This window comes from Bradyrhizobium sp. CB3481 (assembly GCF_029714305.1).
In the GTDB taxonomy this organism is placed as follows: domain Bacteria; phylum Pseudomonadota; class Alphaproteobacteria; order Rhizobiales; family Xanthobacteraceae; genus Bradyrhizobium.
The window spans coordinates 3,946,036-3,960,480 of sequence record NZ_CP121647.1 but is presented as its reverse complement, the minus strand read 5'-3'; the positions used below and the strand labels follow the sequence as shown (position 1 = coordinate 3,960,480).

Annotated in this window: 16 protein-coding genes; 10 read left to right on the top strand and 6 right to left on the bottom strand. The window is 64.5% G+C overall.

The window, feature by feature from the left end; genetic code table 11:
• Window positions 1–58 precede the first annotated feature (58 nt).
• From QA643_RS19220 to QA643_RS19205, 4 genes are all read right to left on the bottom strand, one after another.
• Window positions 59–352, bottom strand: coding sequence for a hypothetical protein (locus QA643_RS19220; protein ID WP_283034638.1), 294 nt, complete (start codon window positions 350–352; stop codon window positions 59–61).
• Window positions 353–530: 178 nt separating this feature from the next.
• Window positions 531–1,865 (bottom strand): S41 family peptidase, encoded by a 1,335-nt coding sequence (locus tag QA643_RS19215; protein ID WP_283034637.1) that lies wholly within the window; start codon window positions 1,863–1,865, stop codon window positions 531–533.
• A 128-nt stretch (window positions 1,866–1,993) separates the two neighbouring features.
• Entirely contained in the window at window positions 1,994–3,166 is a 1,173-nt protein-coding gene (locus QA643_RS19210) for an NADH:flavin oxidoreductase/NADH oxidase (protein WP_283034636.1), read from the bottom strand.
• Between the two features lie 59 nt (window positions 3,167–3,225).
• The gene (locus tag QA643_RS19205) at window positions 3,226–3,516 is read right to left on the bottom strand and encodes a hypothetical protein (protein WP_283034635.1); all 291 of its coding nucleotides are present in this window, start codon (window positions 3,514–3,516) and stop codon (window positions 3,226–3,228) included.
• Between the two features lie 119 nt (window positions 3,517–3,635).
• Between QA643_RS19205 and QA643_RS19200 the strand changes: the two genes are divergently transcribed.
• The 5 genes from QA643_RS19200 to QA643_RS19180 all read left to right on the top strand — a co-directional run bounded on the left by QA643_RS19200 (window position 3,636) and on the right by QA643_RS19180 (window position 7,384).
• Window positions 3,636–4,262: an HAD family phosphatase gene (locus tag QA643_RS19200; protein ID WP_283034634.1), complete on the top strand. Its 627-nt coding sequence runs from the start codon at window positions 3,636–3,638 to the stop codon at window positions 4,260–4,262.
• A 12-nt stretch (window positions 4,263–4,274) separates the two neighbouring features.
• Window positions 4,275–5,486: a gephyrin-like molybdotransferase Glp gene (gene glp, locus QA643_RS19195; RefSeq protein ID WP_283034633.1), complete on the top strand. Its 1,212-nt coding sequence runs from the start codon at window positions 4,275–4,277 to the stop codon at window positions 5,484–5,486.
• Window positions 5,487–5,687: 201 nt separating this feature from the next.
• A complete protein-coding gene (gene lexA, locus QA643_RS19190) occupies window positions 5,688–6,389 on the top strand; it encodes a transcriptional repressor LexA (RefSeq protein WP_283034632.1) in 702 nt (233 codons plus the stop codon).
• A 258-nt stretch (window positions 6,390–6,647) separates the two neighbouring features.
• Window positions 6,648–7,070 (top strand): hypothetical protein, encoded by a 423-nt coding sequence (locus QA643_RS19185; protein WP_283034631.1) that lies wholly within the window; start codon window positions 6,648–6,650, stop codon window positions 7,068–7,070.
• A gap of 86 nt (window positions 7,071–7,156) precedes the next feature.
• On the top strand, window positions 7,157–7,384 hold the full coding sequence (locus tag QA643_RS19180) for a hypothetical protein (protein WP_283034630.1): 228 nt from the start codon (window positions 7,157–7,159) through the stop codon (window positions 7,382–7,384).
• Window positions 7,385–7,391: 7 nt separating this feature from the next.
• Here QA643_RS19180 and QA643_RS19175 read toward each other — a convergent pair whose 3' ends face one another.
• Window positions 7,392–9,680, bottom strand: a complete 2,289-nt coding sequence (locus QA643_RS19175) for a ComEC/Rec2 family competence protein (protein WP_283034629.1) — start codon at window positions 9,678–9,680, stop codon at window positions 7,392–7,394.
• A gap of 255 nt (window positions 9,681–9,935) precedes the next feature.
• On the opposite strand from QA643_RS19175, the gene QA643_RS19170 reads away from it, so the two are divergent.
• Window positions 9,936–10,076 (top strand): hypothetical protein, encoded by a 141-nt coding sequence (locus tag QA643_RS19170; RefSeq protein ID WP_283034628.1) that lies wholly within the window; start codon window positions 9,936–9,938, stop codon window positions 10,074–10,076.
• Between the two features lie 116 nt (window positions 10,077–10,192).
• Complete coding sequence (locus QA643_RS19165) at window positions 10,193–10,450, top strand: hypothetical protein (RefSeq protein WP_283034627.1); 258 nt, start codon at window positions 10,193–10,195, stop codon at window positions 10,448–10,450.
• Between the two features lie 192 nt (window positions 10,451–10,642).
• Here the strand turns inward: QA643_RS19165 and QA643_RS19160 are convergent, their stop codons facing one another.
• Window positions 10,643–11,005 carry an SPW repeat protein gene (locus QA643_RS19160; RefSeq protein ID WP_283034853.1) on the bottom strand — a complete coding sequence of 121 codons (363 nt, stop codon included), beginning with the start codon at window positions 11,003–11,005 and terminating at the stop codon, window positions 10,643–10,645.
• 276 nt (window positions 11,006–11,281) lie between these two features.
• Here QA643_RS19160 and QA643_RS19155 point away from each other — a divergent pair, with 276 nt between their 5' ends.
• From QA643_RS19155 to QA643_RS19145, 3 genes are all read left to right on the top strand, one after another.
• Window positions 11,282–11,464 (top strand): hypothetical protein, encoded by a 183-nt coding sequence (locus QA643_RS19155; RefSeq protein WP_283034626.1) that lies wholly within the window; start codon window positions 11,282–11,284, stop codon window positions 11,462–11,464.
• 107 nt (window positions 11,465–11,571) lie between these two features.
• Window positions 11,572–13,002 (top strand): type I glutamate--ammonia ligase, encoded by a 1,431-nt coding sequence (glnA, locus tag QA643_RS19150; protein WP_283034625.1) that lies wholly within the window; start codon window positions 11,572–11,574, stop codon window positions 13,000–13,002.
• Window positions 13,003–13,203: 201 nt separating this feature from the next.
• A complete protein-coding gene (locus QA643_RS19145; RefSeq protein ID WP_283034624.1) occupies window positions 13,204–14,349 on the top strand; it encodes a fructose-1,6-bisphosphatase in 1,146 nt (381 codons plus the stop codon).
• Window positions 14,350–14,445: the final 96 nt, after the last annotated feature.

The following is a 14,445-nucleotide window of genomic DNA, read 5'->3' as shown; positions in this document are numbered from 1 at the left end:
GCTATTGCTGATCGCTCGCTAAGCGGTCCGCTCATCCGCGTGCAGATCGAAACTTGAGCTAGCGCGGACTGCTTCCGGTCTCGGAACCGCGGCCGGCACCCGCACCTGTCGTGGTCTGGCTGTTGTGACCGGGTTGCCCTGGCGCGCGGGCGGCAGCCCCTGGCTTCTCCTGCTCTCCCACAAATCCGGACTCCCCGGAGTCGCGGGTCTTGATGCCCTTGTCCGCTTCCTCCTGCATCTGCTTGTTGGATTGCATCTGCTGCTGGCCAGGCGCTGTCGATTGCTGAGCCAGTGCTGGCATAGCGCTAGCGGTTCCGAAAGCGATCATGATGGCGAGAATTGAGGTTCGCATGCGCTATCCTCCCTGGTTGCCTCACGCACAACGCGCGAGCGAGCGATGGTTTCCTGGGAGAATTGTGAAGAAGAAAAGCGCGCCGGAACCGCGCCGCAGCTCAGAAATGCAGCCCCATTCTACTGTGCATGGGGTTGTTTTCGCGATTTTGCATCCGCGCCCCGCGGCTCGGCTGCCGTCAGTTCGGCACTGCGCGCTTGGCCATCGCCGGGCCGTTCGCGTTCACGGTGACCCCGCGCAGCAGGTTGAAGGCCGCGATCAGCGCCTTGTCGTCCTTTTCGTTCGGCGGAACATAGGCCTGCGAGCCGGTCTGCTCGGTGCCTTCGGCGGCGAGATGGCCGCGCATCGAGGCTTCGCCCTTCAGATCGGCGCGGCCCTTGAATTCGTCGGGCACGTCCTGCAGCACCTCGACGTCGGGCGCGATGCCCTGGGCCTGGATCGAGCGGCCCGACGGCGTGAAGTAGCGCGCGGTGGTCAGCGCCAGCGCGCCGTTGCCCTGCCCGAGCGGAATGATGGTTTGCACCGAGCCCTTGCCGAAGGTGCGCGTGCCGATCAGGGTGGCGCGCTTGTGGTCGCGCAGCGCACCGGCGACGATCTCGGAAGCCGAGGCCGAGCCGCCATTGATCAGCACGACGAGCGGCTTGCCCTTGGTGATATCGCCGCCGCGCGCAGTGAAGCGCTGGGTTTCCTCCGAGGTACGGCCGCGGGTCGAGACCACCTCGCCGCGGTTCATGAAGGCGCTCGACACCGACACCGCCTGATCAAGCAATCCGCCGGGATTGTTGCGGAGGTCGATGACATAGCCGGCCAGCTTGTCCGCCGGGATATCCCTTGTGATGTTGGCCAGCGCCTTCTTCAGGCCGTCGGTGGTCTGCTCGTTGAAACGGGTGATCCTGATGTAGCCGATATCGCCGCCGTCGGTGCGGAACTTGACCGGCCGCACCCGGATGATCTCGCGCACGATGGCAACCTCGATCGGCGCGGCGGCGCCCTTGCGCAGGACCTTCAGCCGGATCTTGCTGTTGGCGGGGCCCTTCATCCGGCTCACCGCCTGTTCGAGGCTCATGCCCTGGATCGCCTCGTCGTCGATCTGGGTGATCACGTCACCCGACAGCACGCCGGCCTTGGCCGCCGGCGTATCGTCGATCGGCGTCACCACCTTGACGAGGCCGTCTTCCATCGTGACCTCGATGCCGAGCCCGCCGAACTCGCCATGGGTGGTCTCCTGCATGTCGCTCCAGCCCTTCTCATTCATGTAGCGCGAATGAGGATCGAGCGCGGAGATCATGCCGTTGATGGCGCCCTCCATCAGCTTGGAATCGTCGGGCTTCTCGACATAACTGGTCTTGATCCGCTCGAACACGCTGCCGAACAGGTTGAGCTGGTTGTAGGTGTCGGAACGGGCTGCGGCCTTTGCCGCCGCCACCAGGTTGGCGCCTTGCGGTCCGGCCACGACCAGGGTCAGACACGCACCCGTCACCGTGCCGAGAAGAAAGGCGAAATTCCTGCGCATGTGGGGGCGTCCCTTCCCTAACGGACGCCCACGATCCCGGTGAATCGGCGCCCCTGTCCCGGCACCGCCAACTCACAATGGCTTTTTGGTCGGATCAAGGCACGCACGGCCGGGGCAGTACGGGTTTTTCAGGAGGCGTTTCCGGCTTCCTGCAGCCCTTTTTGCCACGTCGACGGGCTGGTTCCGAAGCCGCGCTTGGCGCGGGTGCCCAGCCAGTAGCCGAATTGCGGCGGAACGTTGCGGAATGGGCCGTCGACGCCGAGTTTCAGCGCCGCGTCCATCGGCCAGTTGGGATTGTTGAGGATTTCCCGCCCGACCGCGATCAGATCGGCCTGCCCGTCCCGCAGGATCTGCTCGGCCTGGTCGCCATGGATGATAAGGCCGACCGCCATGGTCATGATGTCGGCCTGGCGCCGGACCTGGTCCGACAGCGGTACCTGGTAGCTGTATTTGATTTCCTTGCCGAGGATCGGCGCCGTTTCGGTGATGCCGCCGGAGGAGCAGTCGATTGCATCGACGCCCTTCGCCTTGAGAATTTTTGCCAGCCGCACGCTCTGTTCCGGTCCCCAGCCCGCATTGTCCTCGACCGAGAGACGCACGAACAGCGGCTTGTGGTCGGGCCAATGCGTGCGCACGGCCTCCGTCACCTCGATCAGGAAGCGCATGCGGCCCGCTTCCGAACCACCATATTCGTCGCTGCGCTGGTTGGAGCGCTCCGACAGGAACTCATGCACGAGGTAGCCATGGGCGCCGTGCAGCTCCAGCACGTCGAACCCTGCCTCATGCGCGCGGCGCGCCGCCTGCCCCCAGGTCTGCACCAGATCCTTCACTTCCCCTGTCTCGAGCGCGCGCGGCGCCGGCCAGCGCTCGCTATGGGCAATCGCGCTCGGCGCCACCGGGCCCCACTCGTCCCAATCCTCGACCTCGGGGGTCCGCTGCAGCGGCCGATCGCCCTCCCAAGGCCGCGTCGCGCGCGCCTTGCGGCCGGAATGGCCGAGCTGGATGCCGGCGACCGCGTTCTGCTGCTTGATGAAAGTGACGAGGCGGCCGAGCGGCTCTATGAACTTGTCGTCCCAGATGCCGAGATCGCCGACTGTGCCGCAACCGCGCCGCTCGACCTTGGTCGATTCCACCACGACCAGGCCGGCGCCGCCGGCGGCGAACTTGCCGGCGTTCATCAGATGCCAGTCGGTCGGAAAGCCCTTCACCGCCGAATATTGATGCATCGGCGGCACCACGATGCGGTTCTTCAGCGTGACGCCGCGGATCGTCATCGGGGAAAACAGCAGCGTTTCCGTCATCGGTGGCTTCCCTGGCCTTTGGACATCATTGTCCCGGCATGGCGCCGGGAAGTGTCTTCTTACTTTGCCGCGCCTTCGGCGGATTTGGGCTTGGCGAGGGTCTTGGCGGCGGCTTTCGGCGGCGCGCTGTCGCCGCGCATCGTTCCCCAGGGGTCGCTCTTCTGCTGCTGGGGAATGTTACCGAGCGATCTCTGGTAGGCCTTCTCGGCCTCCTTCTCGGCGGCGATTTCGGCCGGCGTCTTGGGTTTGTCCTCCTCGCCATATCTGGCCGGGCCCTTTTGTGCCAAGGCCGGTCCGGCCAGTAGCGCCAGTCCAGCCACAGCGCTCAAAATTCTGCCTGGGATATTCATGCACCGCTCCCTGTTTTGACCTAACGCATAGCACAGCTCATGCAGCGGCTTAAATGCCGGATCGCGCGGAAATCAGCCCGCCCGTTGCCCATGCCCGGCCAGTTTTGTAAACGACTGCCATGAATTCTCCGCCAGCGCCCAATTCCGCCGACGTCCTATTGTTCGACCTCGGCCGTGTCGTGCTCGATATCAGCCTCGACCGCGTGATGGCGTGCTGGGCAGGCCATGCGGGCTGCACGCCCAACGACCTCGCCGCGCGCTTCATTGTCGACGACAGTTTCAAGCACCACGAGATCGGCCGGATCGACGACGCCGCGTTCTTTGCAAACCTGCGCCAGTCGCTCGGCATCGCCATCACGGACGCCCAGTTCCTGGAGGGTTGGAACGCGATCTTCACCGGCGAGATGCCCGGCATCGCGCCGCTTCTGGCCGGTGCGGCTCGGCGGATGCCGCTCTATGCTTTTTCCAACACCAATCCGGCCCATGTCGCGCATTTCTCGCAGGCCTATGCGGAGTTGCTCAGTCATTTCCGCGAGATATTCCTGTCCTCGACGATCGGTTTGCGCAAACCGGACGCCGAAGCCTATGATCATGTGATAAGAGCGATCGGCGTGCCGGCGTCGCGGATTCTGTTCTTCGACGATTCAGCCGCCAATATCGAAGGCGCGCGGGCGCGCGGCCTTTCTGCCATCCACGTGACATCGACGGATGACGTGGCAAGGGCATTGACCGCACTTGGAATATAAGGAGGTCTGCCCGTGGCCTTGATGCCGGTTGCCGATGCCTTATCCGCGATCCTCAGTGGCGCCGATCCGCTACCCGAGGAAATGGTCGCGCTCGAAGCCGCCCATCATCGCGTGCTGGCGCGCGACGTCGCGGCACGGCGGACCCAGCCGCCTGAGGCGATGTCGGCGATGGACGGCTATGCGGTGCGCGCCGCTGACGCCGCCGATCTCTCCGCCCGGCTGAAAGTGATCGGCGAGGTCGCTGCCGGCCGCCCGTTCGAACGGAAGGTCGGCCAAGGCGAAGCGGTGCGGATATTCACCGGCGGCGTGATCCCTGACGGGGCCGACGCCGTCATCATCCAGGAAGACACGGCGGTCGACGGCGATCATATCACCATCACCGAAGCCGCCGCCCCGGGGCGGCATATCCGCGCTGCCGGCGTCGATTTCCGCGAGGGTGACGTGCTGCTGAAGCGTGGGCGCCGCCTCACCGACCGCGACCTGTCGCTCGCCGCCGGCATGAACTATCCGCAAGTCGCCGTGCACCGCCGACCGAAAATCGCGATGCTCGCCACCGGCGACGAACTGGTGATGCCGGGTACGACGCCCGGACCCGGCCAGATCGTCTATTCCAACGGTTATGCGTTGCGGGCGCTGGCCGAGGACGAGGGCGCCGAGGTCATCGATCTCGGGGTCGCCGCCGACACCGTCGAGGCCACCACGGCAGGCATCCGCCGCGCTAGCGAGGCAGGAGCGGACGTCCTGATCACCATGGGCGGCGCCTCGGTCGGCGACCACGACCTCGTCAAGCGATCGCTCGAGGCCGAAGGGACGACGATGGCTTTTTGGCGGATCGCGATGCGGCCGGGCAAGCCGATGATGCATGGCAGGCTCGGCGCAATGCGGGTGATCGGCCTGCCCGGCAATCCCGTCTCCTCCTATGTCTGCGGCTTCCTGTTCCTGGTGCCGCTGATTCGCGCATTATCGGGCCGCGACCACGTCCATCACGTCAGGGAAAGCGCCGTTTTGGGCCGCGACCTTGCCGCCAACGACCAGCGCGAAGATTATCTCCGCGCCCGTCTCGAAGAGCGCGAGGATGGCACGCTGACCGCCGTGCCGGTCACCCACCAGGACTCCTCGCTGCTCGGGAATCTCGCTGCGGCACGGGCACTTGTGATACGTCCGCCATTCGCGCCGGCTGCCGTGAAGGGGTCGCGTTGCGAGCTCTTACGCCTGCCGGAGTGACGCCCTAGATGGCGCTTCGGGCCGCTGTCGCAATGCGTTCACCTGAAATTAAGTGGTTGCGGAACACATATCGAACATATAGTGTCCGTTCATGATTTGTTTCGAGTGCTAGTGTCTATGGTTGGGAGTTTGGGGACTCCCGCGATCTGGGCCCTGAAATTCGAGACCGAAGGACGATGCCAAACCGGGGGATTGCTCGCGATGCTTACGCGCAAACAGTACGAACTTCTGCGTTTCATCAATGAACGGCTGAAAGAGGCCGGCGTGCCGCCCTCCTTCGACGAGATGAAGGATGCGCTCGACCTACGCTCGAAATCCGGAATCCACCGGCTGATTACGGCGCTGGAGGAGCGTGGCTTCATCCGCCGCCTGCCCAACCGCGCCCGCGCCATCGAAGTCATCAAGCTGCCCGAGCTCGCCGCCGCCGGCAACGGACGCCGTGGCTTCACGCCGAGCGTTATCGAAGGCACGCTCGGCAAGCGCGCCTCGACCCCGCCTGTCGCCGAGGACGACGGCAATCGCCCGGTCGCCGTACCCGTCATGGGCCGGATCGCCGCCGGTACGCCGATCGAGGCGCTGCAGACCCGCAGCCACACCATCAGCGTGCCGCCTGACATGCTCGGCTCCGGCGAACATTACGCGCTCGAAGTGCGCGGCGATTCCATGGTGGATGCCGGCATTCTCGATGGCGACATGGCGCTGATCCAGCGCAATGAGACCGCCGACACCGGCGACATCGTGGTGGCGCTGATCGACGAGGAGGAAGCGACGCTAAAACGCTTCCGCCGCCGCGGCGCCTCGATAGCGCTCGAGCCGGCCAACGCCGCCTATGAAGTCCGCATCCTGCCGCCCAACCGGGTCCGCATTCAGGGCAAGCTGATCGGGCTGTACCGCAAATACTGATCTTTCAATATTGATCTGTCGGTTTGCGTACATCGCGGCGACAATACCAGCCCCGGCCTTCGGCCGGGGTTTTTTGCTGCGTGAAGGAACAAAAGCCGCGCTAGCGCGCTTGTGATTTGGTCGCAGTAGGCCCGTCGCAGAATTGCCCAGAACCAAGAAAATGCTTCTGCCAATTTCACTACGATAAAGTCCACTGTGATAGAGGCCTGTGCCTCCTTCCAGACACGGGTCAGCTATCTCTAACGAGGGAGCCATCCGATGTGTGACTATAGCCTGCACGCCGTGGCGACGCGCCCTGCCCGGGTCGGCGAGACGCTCGTTACCACGACCTTCCGCGGTACATCGACCCGCGGCTTTGCGTCAGAGCGTGAGCCTGCAGTGGCGGTCTGCATGCTTCCCGGCACCGAACTGGCGTTCGCCGAGGACGTCAGATACGATAACCGCTGGATCTGGACGCGAACCACCGAGTGGCGGGTCGGCAAGTTCAATCAGATCGAGCCCGAAGTGGCCGACCGTCACCATGACGCGATCGAATTTCCCGATGGCAGTCACGTGCTGGTGACGCAGCTTTGCGAAGGCCAGCGGGCGACCGTGCTGCAATTGCCGGTGGTCCAGACCGGCGGCGAGCGTGCCCCGAAGGCCGTCGAAGCGCCTCCGGCCGCTTCCATCGTGACCGGCTAAACGCCGCGCGCACGTGATCCGCCGGTTCAAATCGGCGGATCACGTGATATTATATTGCCTGGAAAATCGGCGCCGAGGGGCAGTCGGTGGTCAACAAGGTTACATGGCAAAGAGCCGGACGCGTCACCGAGCCGGGACGCTACATGTTCCGCTATGGCTGGCTCACGGTCACGGCCGACGATCTCGCGATCTGGCAGCAATTCCCTGACGCCTCGTTCACACTGGTCAACCTGCCGTCGGACCCCGACGCACCGGAGGAATTTCACCTCGGCGCGTTCGAGATACCGGTAAGCCCTCCGCACGACGGGCACTGAACGTCGTCTATTCCTCCGCCTGAAGGTCTGCCTCCGCCGGCGTCGCATCGACGGCACGCGCCGGCACGCGTGGCGCCAGCACCGCGGCGCCCGCCTCGCCGTCCTCGGCTGCGGCTGGCGACCAGGGCCGATCGATGCCGCGCGGCTTGACCGCCTCGACAGCAAGCCCCTCCCGGCTTCGCCGGAGCGCCATCGCGCCCTGGCGCCGCAATCGCCCGCCGTCGATGACGGAAGCCTCGCAGGCGGCTGGCGCCTGCCGCAGCGTCACGATCAGCGCCGTGCGCTCGCAATCGTCCGCAAAGGCTTCCGGCCGGAACGCCTGCGCGACCAGCGCGCCGCCGGCGGATGGCACGACGCAGCCGGAATCGTCGCATGATACGCCTGATGTGAGCGAGGGATCGGCCACGGTGCGCGCATCCGCATCCGCCGCCAGCCACTCCTTCAGGAGAAACGTATCCTGCGAGCCCTTCACCGCGTGCATCATATGCAGCCGGCCGTCCTGACCGCGAACGCCGACATGGCGGCCGTCGGCGGAAATCAGGATGTCCGGCGGCGTCACCCGCGCCGCCCACATGGCCGCCACAAGCACCAATGCGGCGCCGGACCAGCGCAGCGGCGTGCGGAGCAGGCCGAGCAGGATGATGCCAAAGCTCGCCGCGACCAGCGGGCCGATGCCGAAGGCCGGCACGCGGCCGACCGCGCCGGGCAAGGCCGCGACCCATTGCGTGACCGCGATCATCCAGTCGATGCCAAAACCCATGATCGCCCAGAACAGCCGATCGAAACCGAACGGCATGGCGACGAGGCCGAGCAGGCCCGCCGGCATCACGATAGCCGACACCACCGGCATCGCCGCGAGGTTGGCGAGAACGCCGTAGGGCGTCACCCGGTGAAAGTGAAAGGCCGCGTAGGGCATGGTGGCAAGCCCGGCCACCAGGGAGGCCAGCAGCAGCATGGTGAGCTCGCGGCCGCCCCACAGCGCGGCCCGCGCGGTGGCGGTGTGGTCGGCGGTTGCGAACAGGCGCGGCATGCCGATCTGCACCAGCGCCACCAGGCCCAAGGTGGCGGCAAACGACATCTGGAAGCTCGGATGCACCAGTGCCTCCGGCGCGACCGTCAGCACGATCAAGGCGGCGACCGCGAGCGTGCGAAAGGTGATGGCGCGGCGATCCACCATAACGGCGATCAGCACCACCGCCGTCATGAAGAACGACCTTTGCGTCGCGACCTCGGCGCCGGAGAGCAGGAGATAAAACGCGGCTGCCGCGAGCGCGGCGGCCGCCGCCCATTTCTTGATGGCGTAACCGACCGTGAGCAGTGGAAACAGCGCCAGCAGCGCCCGCACCGCGAAGAACACGACGCCGGCGACGACGGCCATGTGGTAGCCGGAAATCGACAGCACATGGCCGAGGCCGGAAATGAACATGGCATCGTTCACCGGCGGCGAGATCGCGTCCCGACGCCCGGTGAGCAGCGCGGTCGCAATCGCGCGCTTGTCGCCTTCCAGCGTGGTCCTGATCCGCGCGTCGATCGTATCGCGCAGGCCCTGCATGAAGGCGGAGTAGTGCAGGCGCAGCCCGCCGCCCTCCGGCGGCTCCGCCGTCTTGATCGCGCCCATCACGAAACCGGAGGCGCCGATGCCGGCGAAAAACATGTCGCGGCTGAAATCATAGCTGCCCGGCCGCACCGGCCCGAGCGGCAGCAACAGCCGGGCCTTCAGCTCGACAAAACGGCCGACATCGGGCGCCGCGCCCTTCTTCACCGACAGCCGCACGCGCTCCAGCTTGGTGGTCCCGCGCGCGCTTTCCATGGTGACGACGCGAAGGACGAAACGGTCGGTGCGCTCGCGGATGTCCCGCGTCTCGACAAAGCCGGTCAGCGACACCGAAAACATCGGCCGCGCCAGCACGCCATGTGCCACCCGCGCCGTCTTCCAGGTCGCGACCGCAAAGCCGGACGCGACGGCTGCGATCATGACGGCAGCGGGGAAGAATTTCTGCCGCCGCAACAGGACCGCCACCGCGCACAGCACAATGGCCAGGCCGGCGGCCACCGACAGCACCGGCTCATGATCGGCCGCGAAGTAGAGCCCGATGCCCGAGCCGAACGCGACCGGCACCCAGGGCAGCAGCCGCCCGGCGCCAGTTTCGGCGCGCGCCCAGGCGCGCAGGGTCTCGATCAGCGGCGGCCAGAACGCAGGCGGTGACGGCGCAAGGCCGACAGGCACCGCGGCGCGCGGCGGCCAGGTGCCGGCATAACCGCGCTTTCGGCCCGACGTGTCGCCCTGCTCCGCCACCGAGCCTACACCTTGACTACACCTTACGATCTCGTGAAGGGTGTAAGACTACCGGACGGTGTATTGGGCCCGCTAGCAGAACAGATGCAGAAACCTCAGGAAATGCACTCCGACGGATAGGCTCGCCGCAAGCGGGTAGCGCCGCACATGCTTCATCCGCCGTGGAAAACCTCCATTAAGTCAGCCTGACTGCATTTATCGACTCGGCCAGCCGTGCTGGTTTCTGTGCAATTCAGGTTCATTGCGGAATACGATGTGAGCCAGTTTTCTTCCGTGCTTCTGCTGATGATCGCTCTGACGCTCACGGTATGCGTCGGAGTGGCGGCCTGGCGCATTTCCGGCGATACGTCGGAAGTCACCGGCGGCATTCCGCCATCGTTGAGCGATCCGCGCTGACGGCCCCGATCAATGCGTCACATTGAATCCGACACCCGCAACGAAACCGCAAGAAATGCATGTCGTCCGGGGTTACAATTGCGCGGGGTGAATCGAGCATCAGGACAACAACTGGCATGAAGCGTGCGGCCTGGATTTTTCTTGCGATCGTCCTCACCTCCCCTTCCGGCTATGCCGCCACGCCGGAACAATGCCGCTTCATCGAGGCGCGCACCGAGCGCGAAGCCTGCTATCAGCGCCAGGAAGCAGCGCGGCTCACCCGGCAAAAGGCGAACGAGGCCCGGGAGGCCGAGCAGCAAAAGCCCTACGAGCCGATGACCGCGGACGAGGCCCAGCTCGCAAAAGCCATGCGGGGCATTTGCCGCGGCTGCTAGCGAGCTGGTGGTGCGCTGCAGCCCATGGCACGATCTACCGCCATCGATGTGCTCGTCCACCATTGATGAGCCCGTCTTACGGAACGGCGTGGACAGCGATTGTGCGAGAGGCCGTTAGGCTCAAGACAATGCCCGTCGCAGCCGACCGCTACCAATAGCGGTCGGTCGACGAGAGGACCAACGCCCTCATCCTCAGCCAGCGCCGTGATGCCAGCGATCGTGCCACCAGGTGCTGAAGTCACGATCTGTCATCAGCTCCCAGACAGCAAACAGGATCACCAACAGGCCCGACAGCGCGCTGCTCACCGCAGCTGCGCTCTGCTCGTAGCCGACCGTCCACGGTGCTACCACGAGCGCCGCACCCAGAAGCATCTCACCCCATTCCTCCAAGTAGGAAGGAATGACGAATGCCTCGACGGCAAACAGGATGACGCCTAACCCGAGTGCGACGGTTAGCCAAACGGCTGCCCCGGTCAAACCCAGGACAAACGGCGAAACGACCAGCCACGCACCCACCACCAGGCTGGCAACGTCCTGCCAGTGTTGAATGCGCATGCGCATGATGCTCACCTCCCTCTCCCATGGATATGGTGGTGCGGCTCTCAAAGCGCATCCGTCCAGCCCTGCGCTGTGTTGCCGCCTGTGCCTAGCCCCGGGGCCATCCGCCAATCCCGGCAACCCACCGCCCGGAAAAGCGCCCTCGACAGCGCTCTTGCAAGTGCGCCGCAGCTGGATGCACACTGTTCGCGCACGATCAGGTGCCAACACGTCTACCGCTCTCGGCTCGACTGGAATTCACGGTTGCGTTCAGAACGAGAGGAGCATGACGCCATGCGAGAAATCGAAATCCACGACTATGCGCGACAGTTGCTGGAAGCACATGGCCCCAAGGCCATCGCGGAAGCCGCCCAGAACGCCATCGAACTTGAGGCCAACGGCGAGGTCGAACTGGCCAGAACCTGGCGGCATATCGAAGACGCGATGAAGCTCATGCGCGGGCCCCACCAGAGCTGAGGCTGCCGGCGCGGCAACGCAGAACCACAACCCATTGCAGGCCGCTTCGTCGCGGCTGAATGGTGGCGCGACCTCAAGATGCGGCTCTCCATGACAGGAGTGAAGCCATGTTTCCGAAGTGTGCGACGGCCGAAGATCTCGTGAAGTCGATCATGGACAAGAAGGTGCAGATGATAGATCTCCGCTTCACCGACTTGCCCGGGGTGTGGCAACATTTTTCCATTCCGCCGGGTGCAGCGAGTATCGACGCTCTGAGCGAAGGCATTGGATTCGACGGCTCATCCATTCGCGGCTTCCAGGAGATTCAGGAAAGCGACATGCTGGTCGTGCCGGACCCGACCACGGCCTTCCTCGACCCGTATTCCCCTTCATCGACCCTGGTCCTGATCTGCAACATCAGGGACCCCGTGACCGGTCAACCCTATAGCCGTGATGCCCGCTACATCGCTCAGAAGGCCGAAACCAACCTGACGGGCACCGGCCCCGCCGATACGAGCTACTTCGGCCCGGAGGCGGAGTTCTTCGTGTTCGACGACGTGCGCTATGGACAGGGCATCAATTACGCCTTCCACGAAATCGATTCCAGCGAAGGCAATTGGAATACCGGCAAGGAGGAAGAGCCGAATCTGGGCCACAAGCCGCGTCCGAAGGAGGGATACTTTCCAGTTCCCCCAACTGACAGCATGCAGGCTCTCCGAACCGAAATGGTGCTGACGATGGAACAGCTCGGCATCCAGATCGAAGCCCATCACCATGAAGTCGCGACCGGCGGCCAGAACGAAATCGACATGCGTTTCACGACGCTCACCCGCATGGCCGACAATCTGATGATCTACAAATACGTGGTGAAGAACACCGCCCGCGAGCACGGCATGACCGCAACCTTCATGCCTAAGCCGCTGTTCGAGGACAACGCCTCGGGGATGCACGTTCACCAGTCGCTGTGGAAGGGCGAGACCAATCTGTTCTACGACAAGGGCGACTATGCCGAGTTGAGCCAGCTCGGCCGCTACTACATCGGCGGTCTGTTGACCCACGCCTGGGCGCTGTGCGCGCTCTGCGCCCCCACCACGAACTCCTACCGGCGTCTGGTGCCAGGCTATGAGGCTCCGATCAATCTGGTCTATTCCCAGCGCAACCGCTCAGCCTGCTGCCGAATTCCGATGTATTCGCCGAACCCGCGTGCAAAGCGGGTTGAGTTTCGTTCCCCGGATCCTTCCTGTAATCCCTATCTGGCCTTTGCCGCGATGCTGATGGCCGGCCTCGACGGCATCACCAGCCGGATTGATCCGGGCAGTCCGATCGACAAGAACCTTTATGACCTGCCGCCCGCCGAAGCGAAGGACGTGAGGTCGACACCGGGATCGCTGGATCAGGCGCTTGACGCGCTGGAGCGCGATCACGCCTTCCTGCTCCGCGGCGATGTATTCACGGCGGACGTGATCGAGACCTGGCTCGACTACAAGCGGAAGAAAGAGGTCGATCCGATCCGGTTGCGGCCTCATCCATATGAATTCTATTTGTATTACGACATCTAGTGTCTGGAAAAGCACAAAAACGGACTCGTGCCGCGCAGCAATTGCCATGCTACTCGCTGAGCTCGGCAGCGAGCCGAGGCGCCATGACTTCAGATGGAACCTACAGCAACATGACACGTTCTCTCCGCCAATGAGCAGCGCCGTGCCCCGGCGCAGCGAGCGCCGAGGCCGAGGCGCTGCGCTGGGTCGGAGGAAACGCTCATGAGACTCACCCTTTCGGTCATCAAGGCTGACATAGGCTCCGTTGGCGGCCACACGAAACCGTCCACACGCATGATGGCGGCTGTCGAGGGCGAGGTCGCGAAGGCGATCTGCGATGGCCTGCTGATCGATGCTTTCGTCTGCCACACCGGAGACGACATTGCGATCATCATGACGCACACACGGGGCGAAGGAAGCTCCGCGGTGCATCAACTTGCCTGGAAGGCGTTCCTCGCGGCCACCTCGGTAGCGAAAACCTCCGGGCTTTATGGCGCCGGCCAGGATCTTCTCGCCGACGCACCGTCCGGGAACGTCCGCGGCGCCGGCCCAGGCGTCGCCGAGCTCAGCTTCGACCACAGCCTCTCGGGCACGAGACCTGCGGAGTCTTTCATGGTGTTCGCCGCCGACAAATGCGGCCCCGGCGCCTACAACCTGCCGCTCTATCTCACCTTTGCCGATCCCATGTATTGCGCCGGGCTGATGCTGCCGCCGATGATCAAGGGATTCCGTTTCCATGTCATCGACATGGACAACACGGCAGGCGACAGCGTGATCGAACTCGACGCGCCCGCGGATGGCTACCACATCGCCGCGCTGCTCCGCGACAACGAGCGCTTTGGCATTGATCGCATCATTTCCCGGACCCATGGCGAGGTCGCCGTCGCCGTTTCGGCGCAGCGTCTTCACGCGATTGCCGGCAAGTACACCGGCAAGGATGATCCGGTCGCGATCGTCAGGAACCAGGGAATTTTCCCGGCGCCGGAAGAAATCATCTCGCCGTTCGCCAAGGCGCATTTCGTCGGCGGCGATGCGCGCGGCTCGCACGTGATGCCGCTGATGCCCGTGCCGCTCAACACACCGGTGACGGGGATGTACTGCCTGCCGATCGTTTCCTGCGCCGGCTTCTCGATCGACAAGGATGGCCGCTTCTCGGAGTCCTATACCGATTTCTTCGACAACCCGGCGTGGGACGAGGTCCGTCGCCGCGCCCAGAGCAAAGCTATCGAGATGCGCAGCCAAGGCTGGTCTGGTGCAGCGATGCTGCCTTATTCCGAGTTGGAGTATGGCGGCTTCCGCGACACCGTGTCCGCGCTGCTGAAGCGCTTCCAGTTGCGCGAGGAGCGCAAGCCGGAAGCGGCCGAGTAATACGGCGTCACGATCGGTCTGCCTGCAGGTCGGGTCACCCCAGTCTGTGCCGCTATTTACGAACCATGACCCAACGCAGGTGCCAAACATGCCAAT

What these genes read in the sequence shown, in the direction of transcription:
- lexA (WP_283034632.1), top strand. Translation starts at nt 5,688, where the DNA reads ATGCTTACGCGCAAACAGTACGAACTTCTGCGTTTCATCAATGAACGG.
- QA643_RS19220 (WP_283034638.1), bottom strand. Translation starts at nt 352, where the DNA reads ATGCGAACCTCAATTCTCGCCATCATGATCGCTTTCGGAACCGCTAGC.
- glnA (WP_283034625.1), top strand. Translation starts at nt 11,572, where the DNA reads ATGTTTCCGAAGTGTGCGACGGCCGAAGATCTCGTGAAGTCGATCATG.
- QA643_RS19200 (WP_283034634.1), top strand. Translation starts at nt 3,636, where the DNA reads ATGAATTCTCCGCCAGCGCCCAATTCCGCCGACGTCCTATTGTTCGAC.
- QA643_RS19205 (WP_283034635.1), bottom strand. Translation starts at nt 3,516, where the DNA reads ATGAATATCCCAGGCAGAATTTTGAGCGCTGTGGCTGGACTGGCGCTA.
- QA643_RS19145 (WP_283034624.1), top strand. Translation starts at nt 13,204, where the DNA reads ATGAGACTCACCCTTTCGGTCATCAAGGCTGACATAGGCTCCGTTGGC.
- QA643_RS19160 (WP_283034853.1), bottom strand. Translation starts at nt 11,005, where the DNA reads ATGCGCATTCAACACTGGCAGGACGTTGCCAGCCTGGTGGTGGGTGCG.
- QA643_RS19155 (WP_283034626.1), top strand. Translation starts at nt 11,282, where the DNA reads ATGCGAGAAATCGAAATCCACGACTATGCGCGACAGTTGCTGGAAGCA.
- QA643_RS19210 (WP_283034636.1), bottom strand. Translation starts at nt 3,166, where the DNA reads ATGACGGAAACGCTGCTGTTTTCCCCGATGACGATCCGCGGCGTCACG.
- QA643_RS19215 (WP_283034637.1), bottom strand. Translation starts at nt 1,865, where the DNA reads ATGCGCAGGAATTTCGCCTTTCTTCTCGGCACGGTGACGGGTGCGTGT.
- QA643_RS19185 (WP_283034631.1), top strand. Translation starts at nt 6,648, where the DNA reads ATGTGTGACTATAGCCTGCACGCCGTGGCGACGCGCCCTGCCCGGGTC.
- QA643_RS19165 (WP_283034627.1), top strand. Translation starts at nt 10,193, where the DNA reads ATGAAGCGTGCGGCCTGGATTTTTCTTGCGATCGTCCTCACCTCCCCT.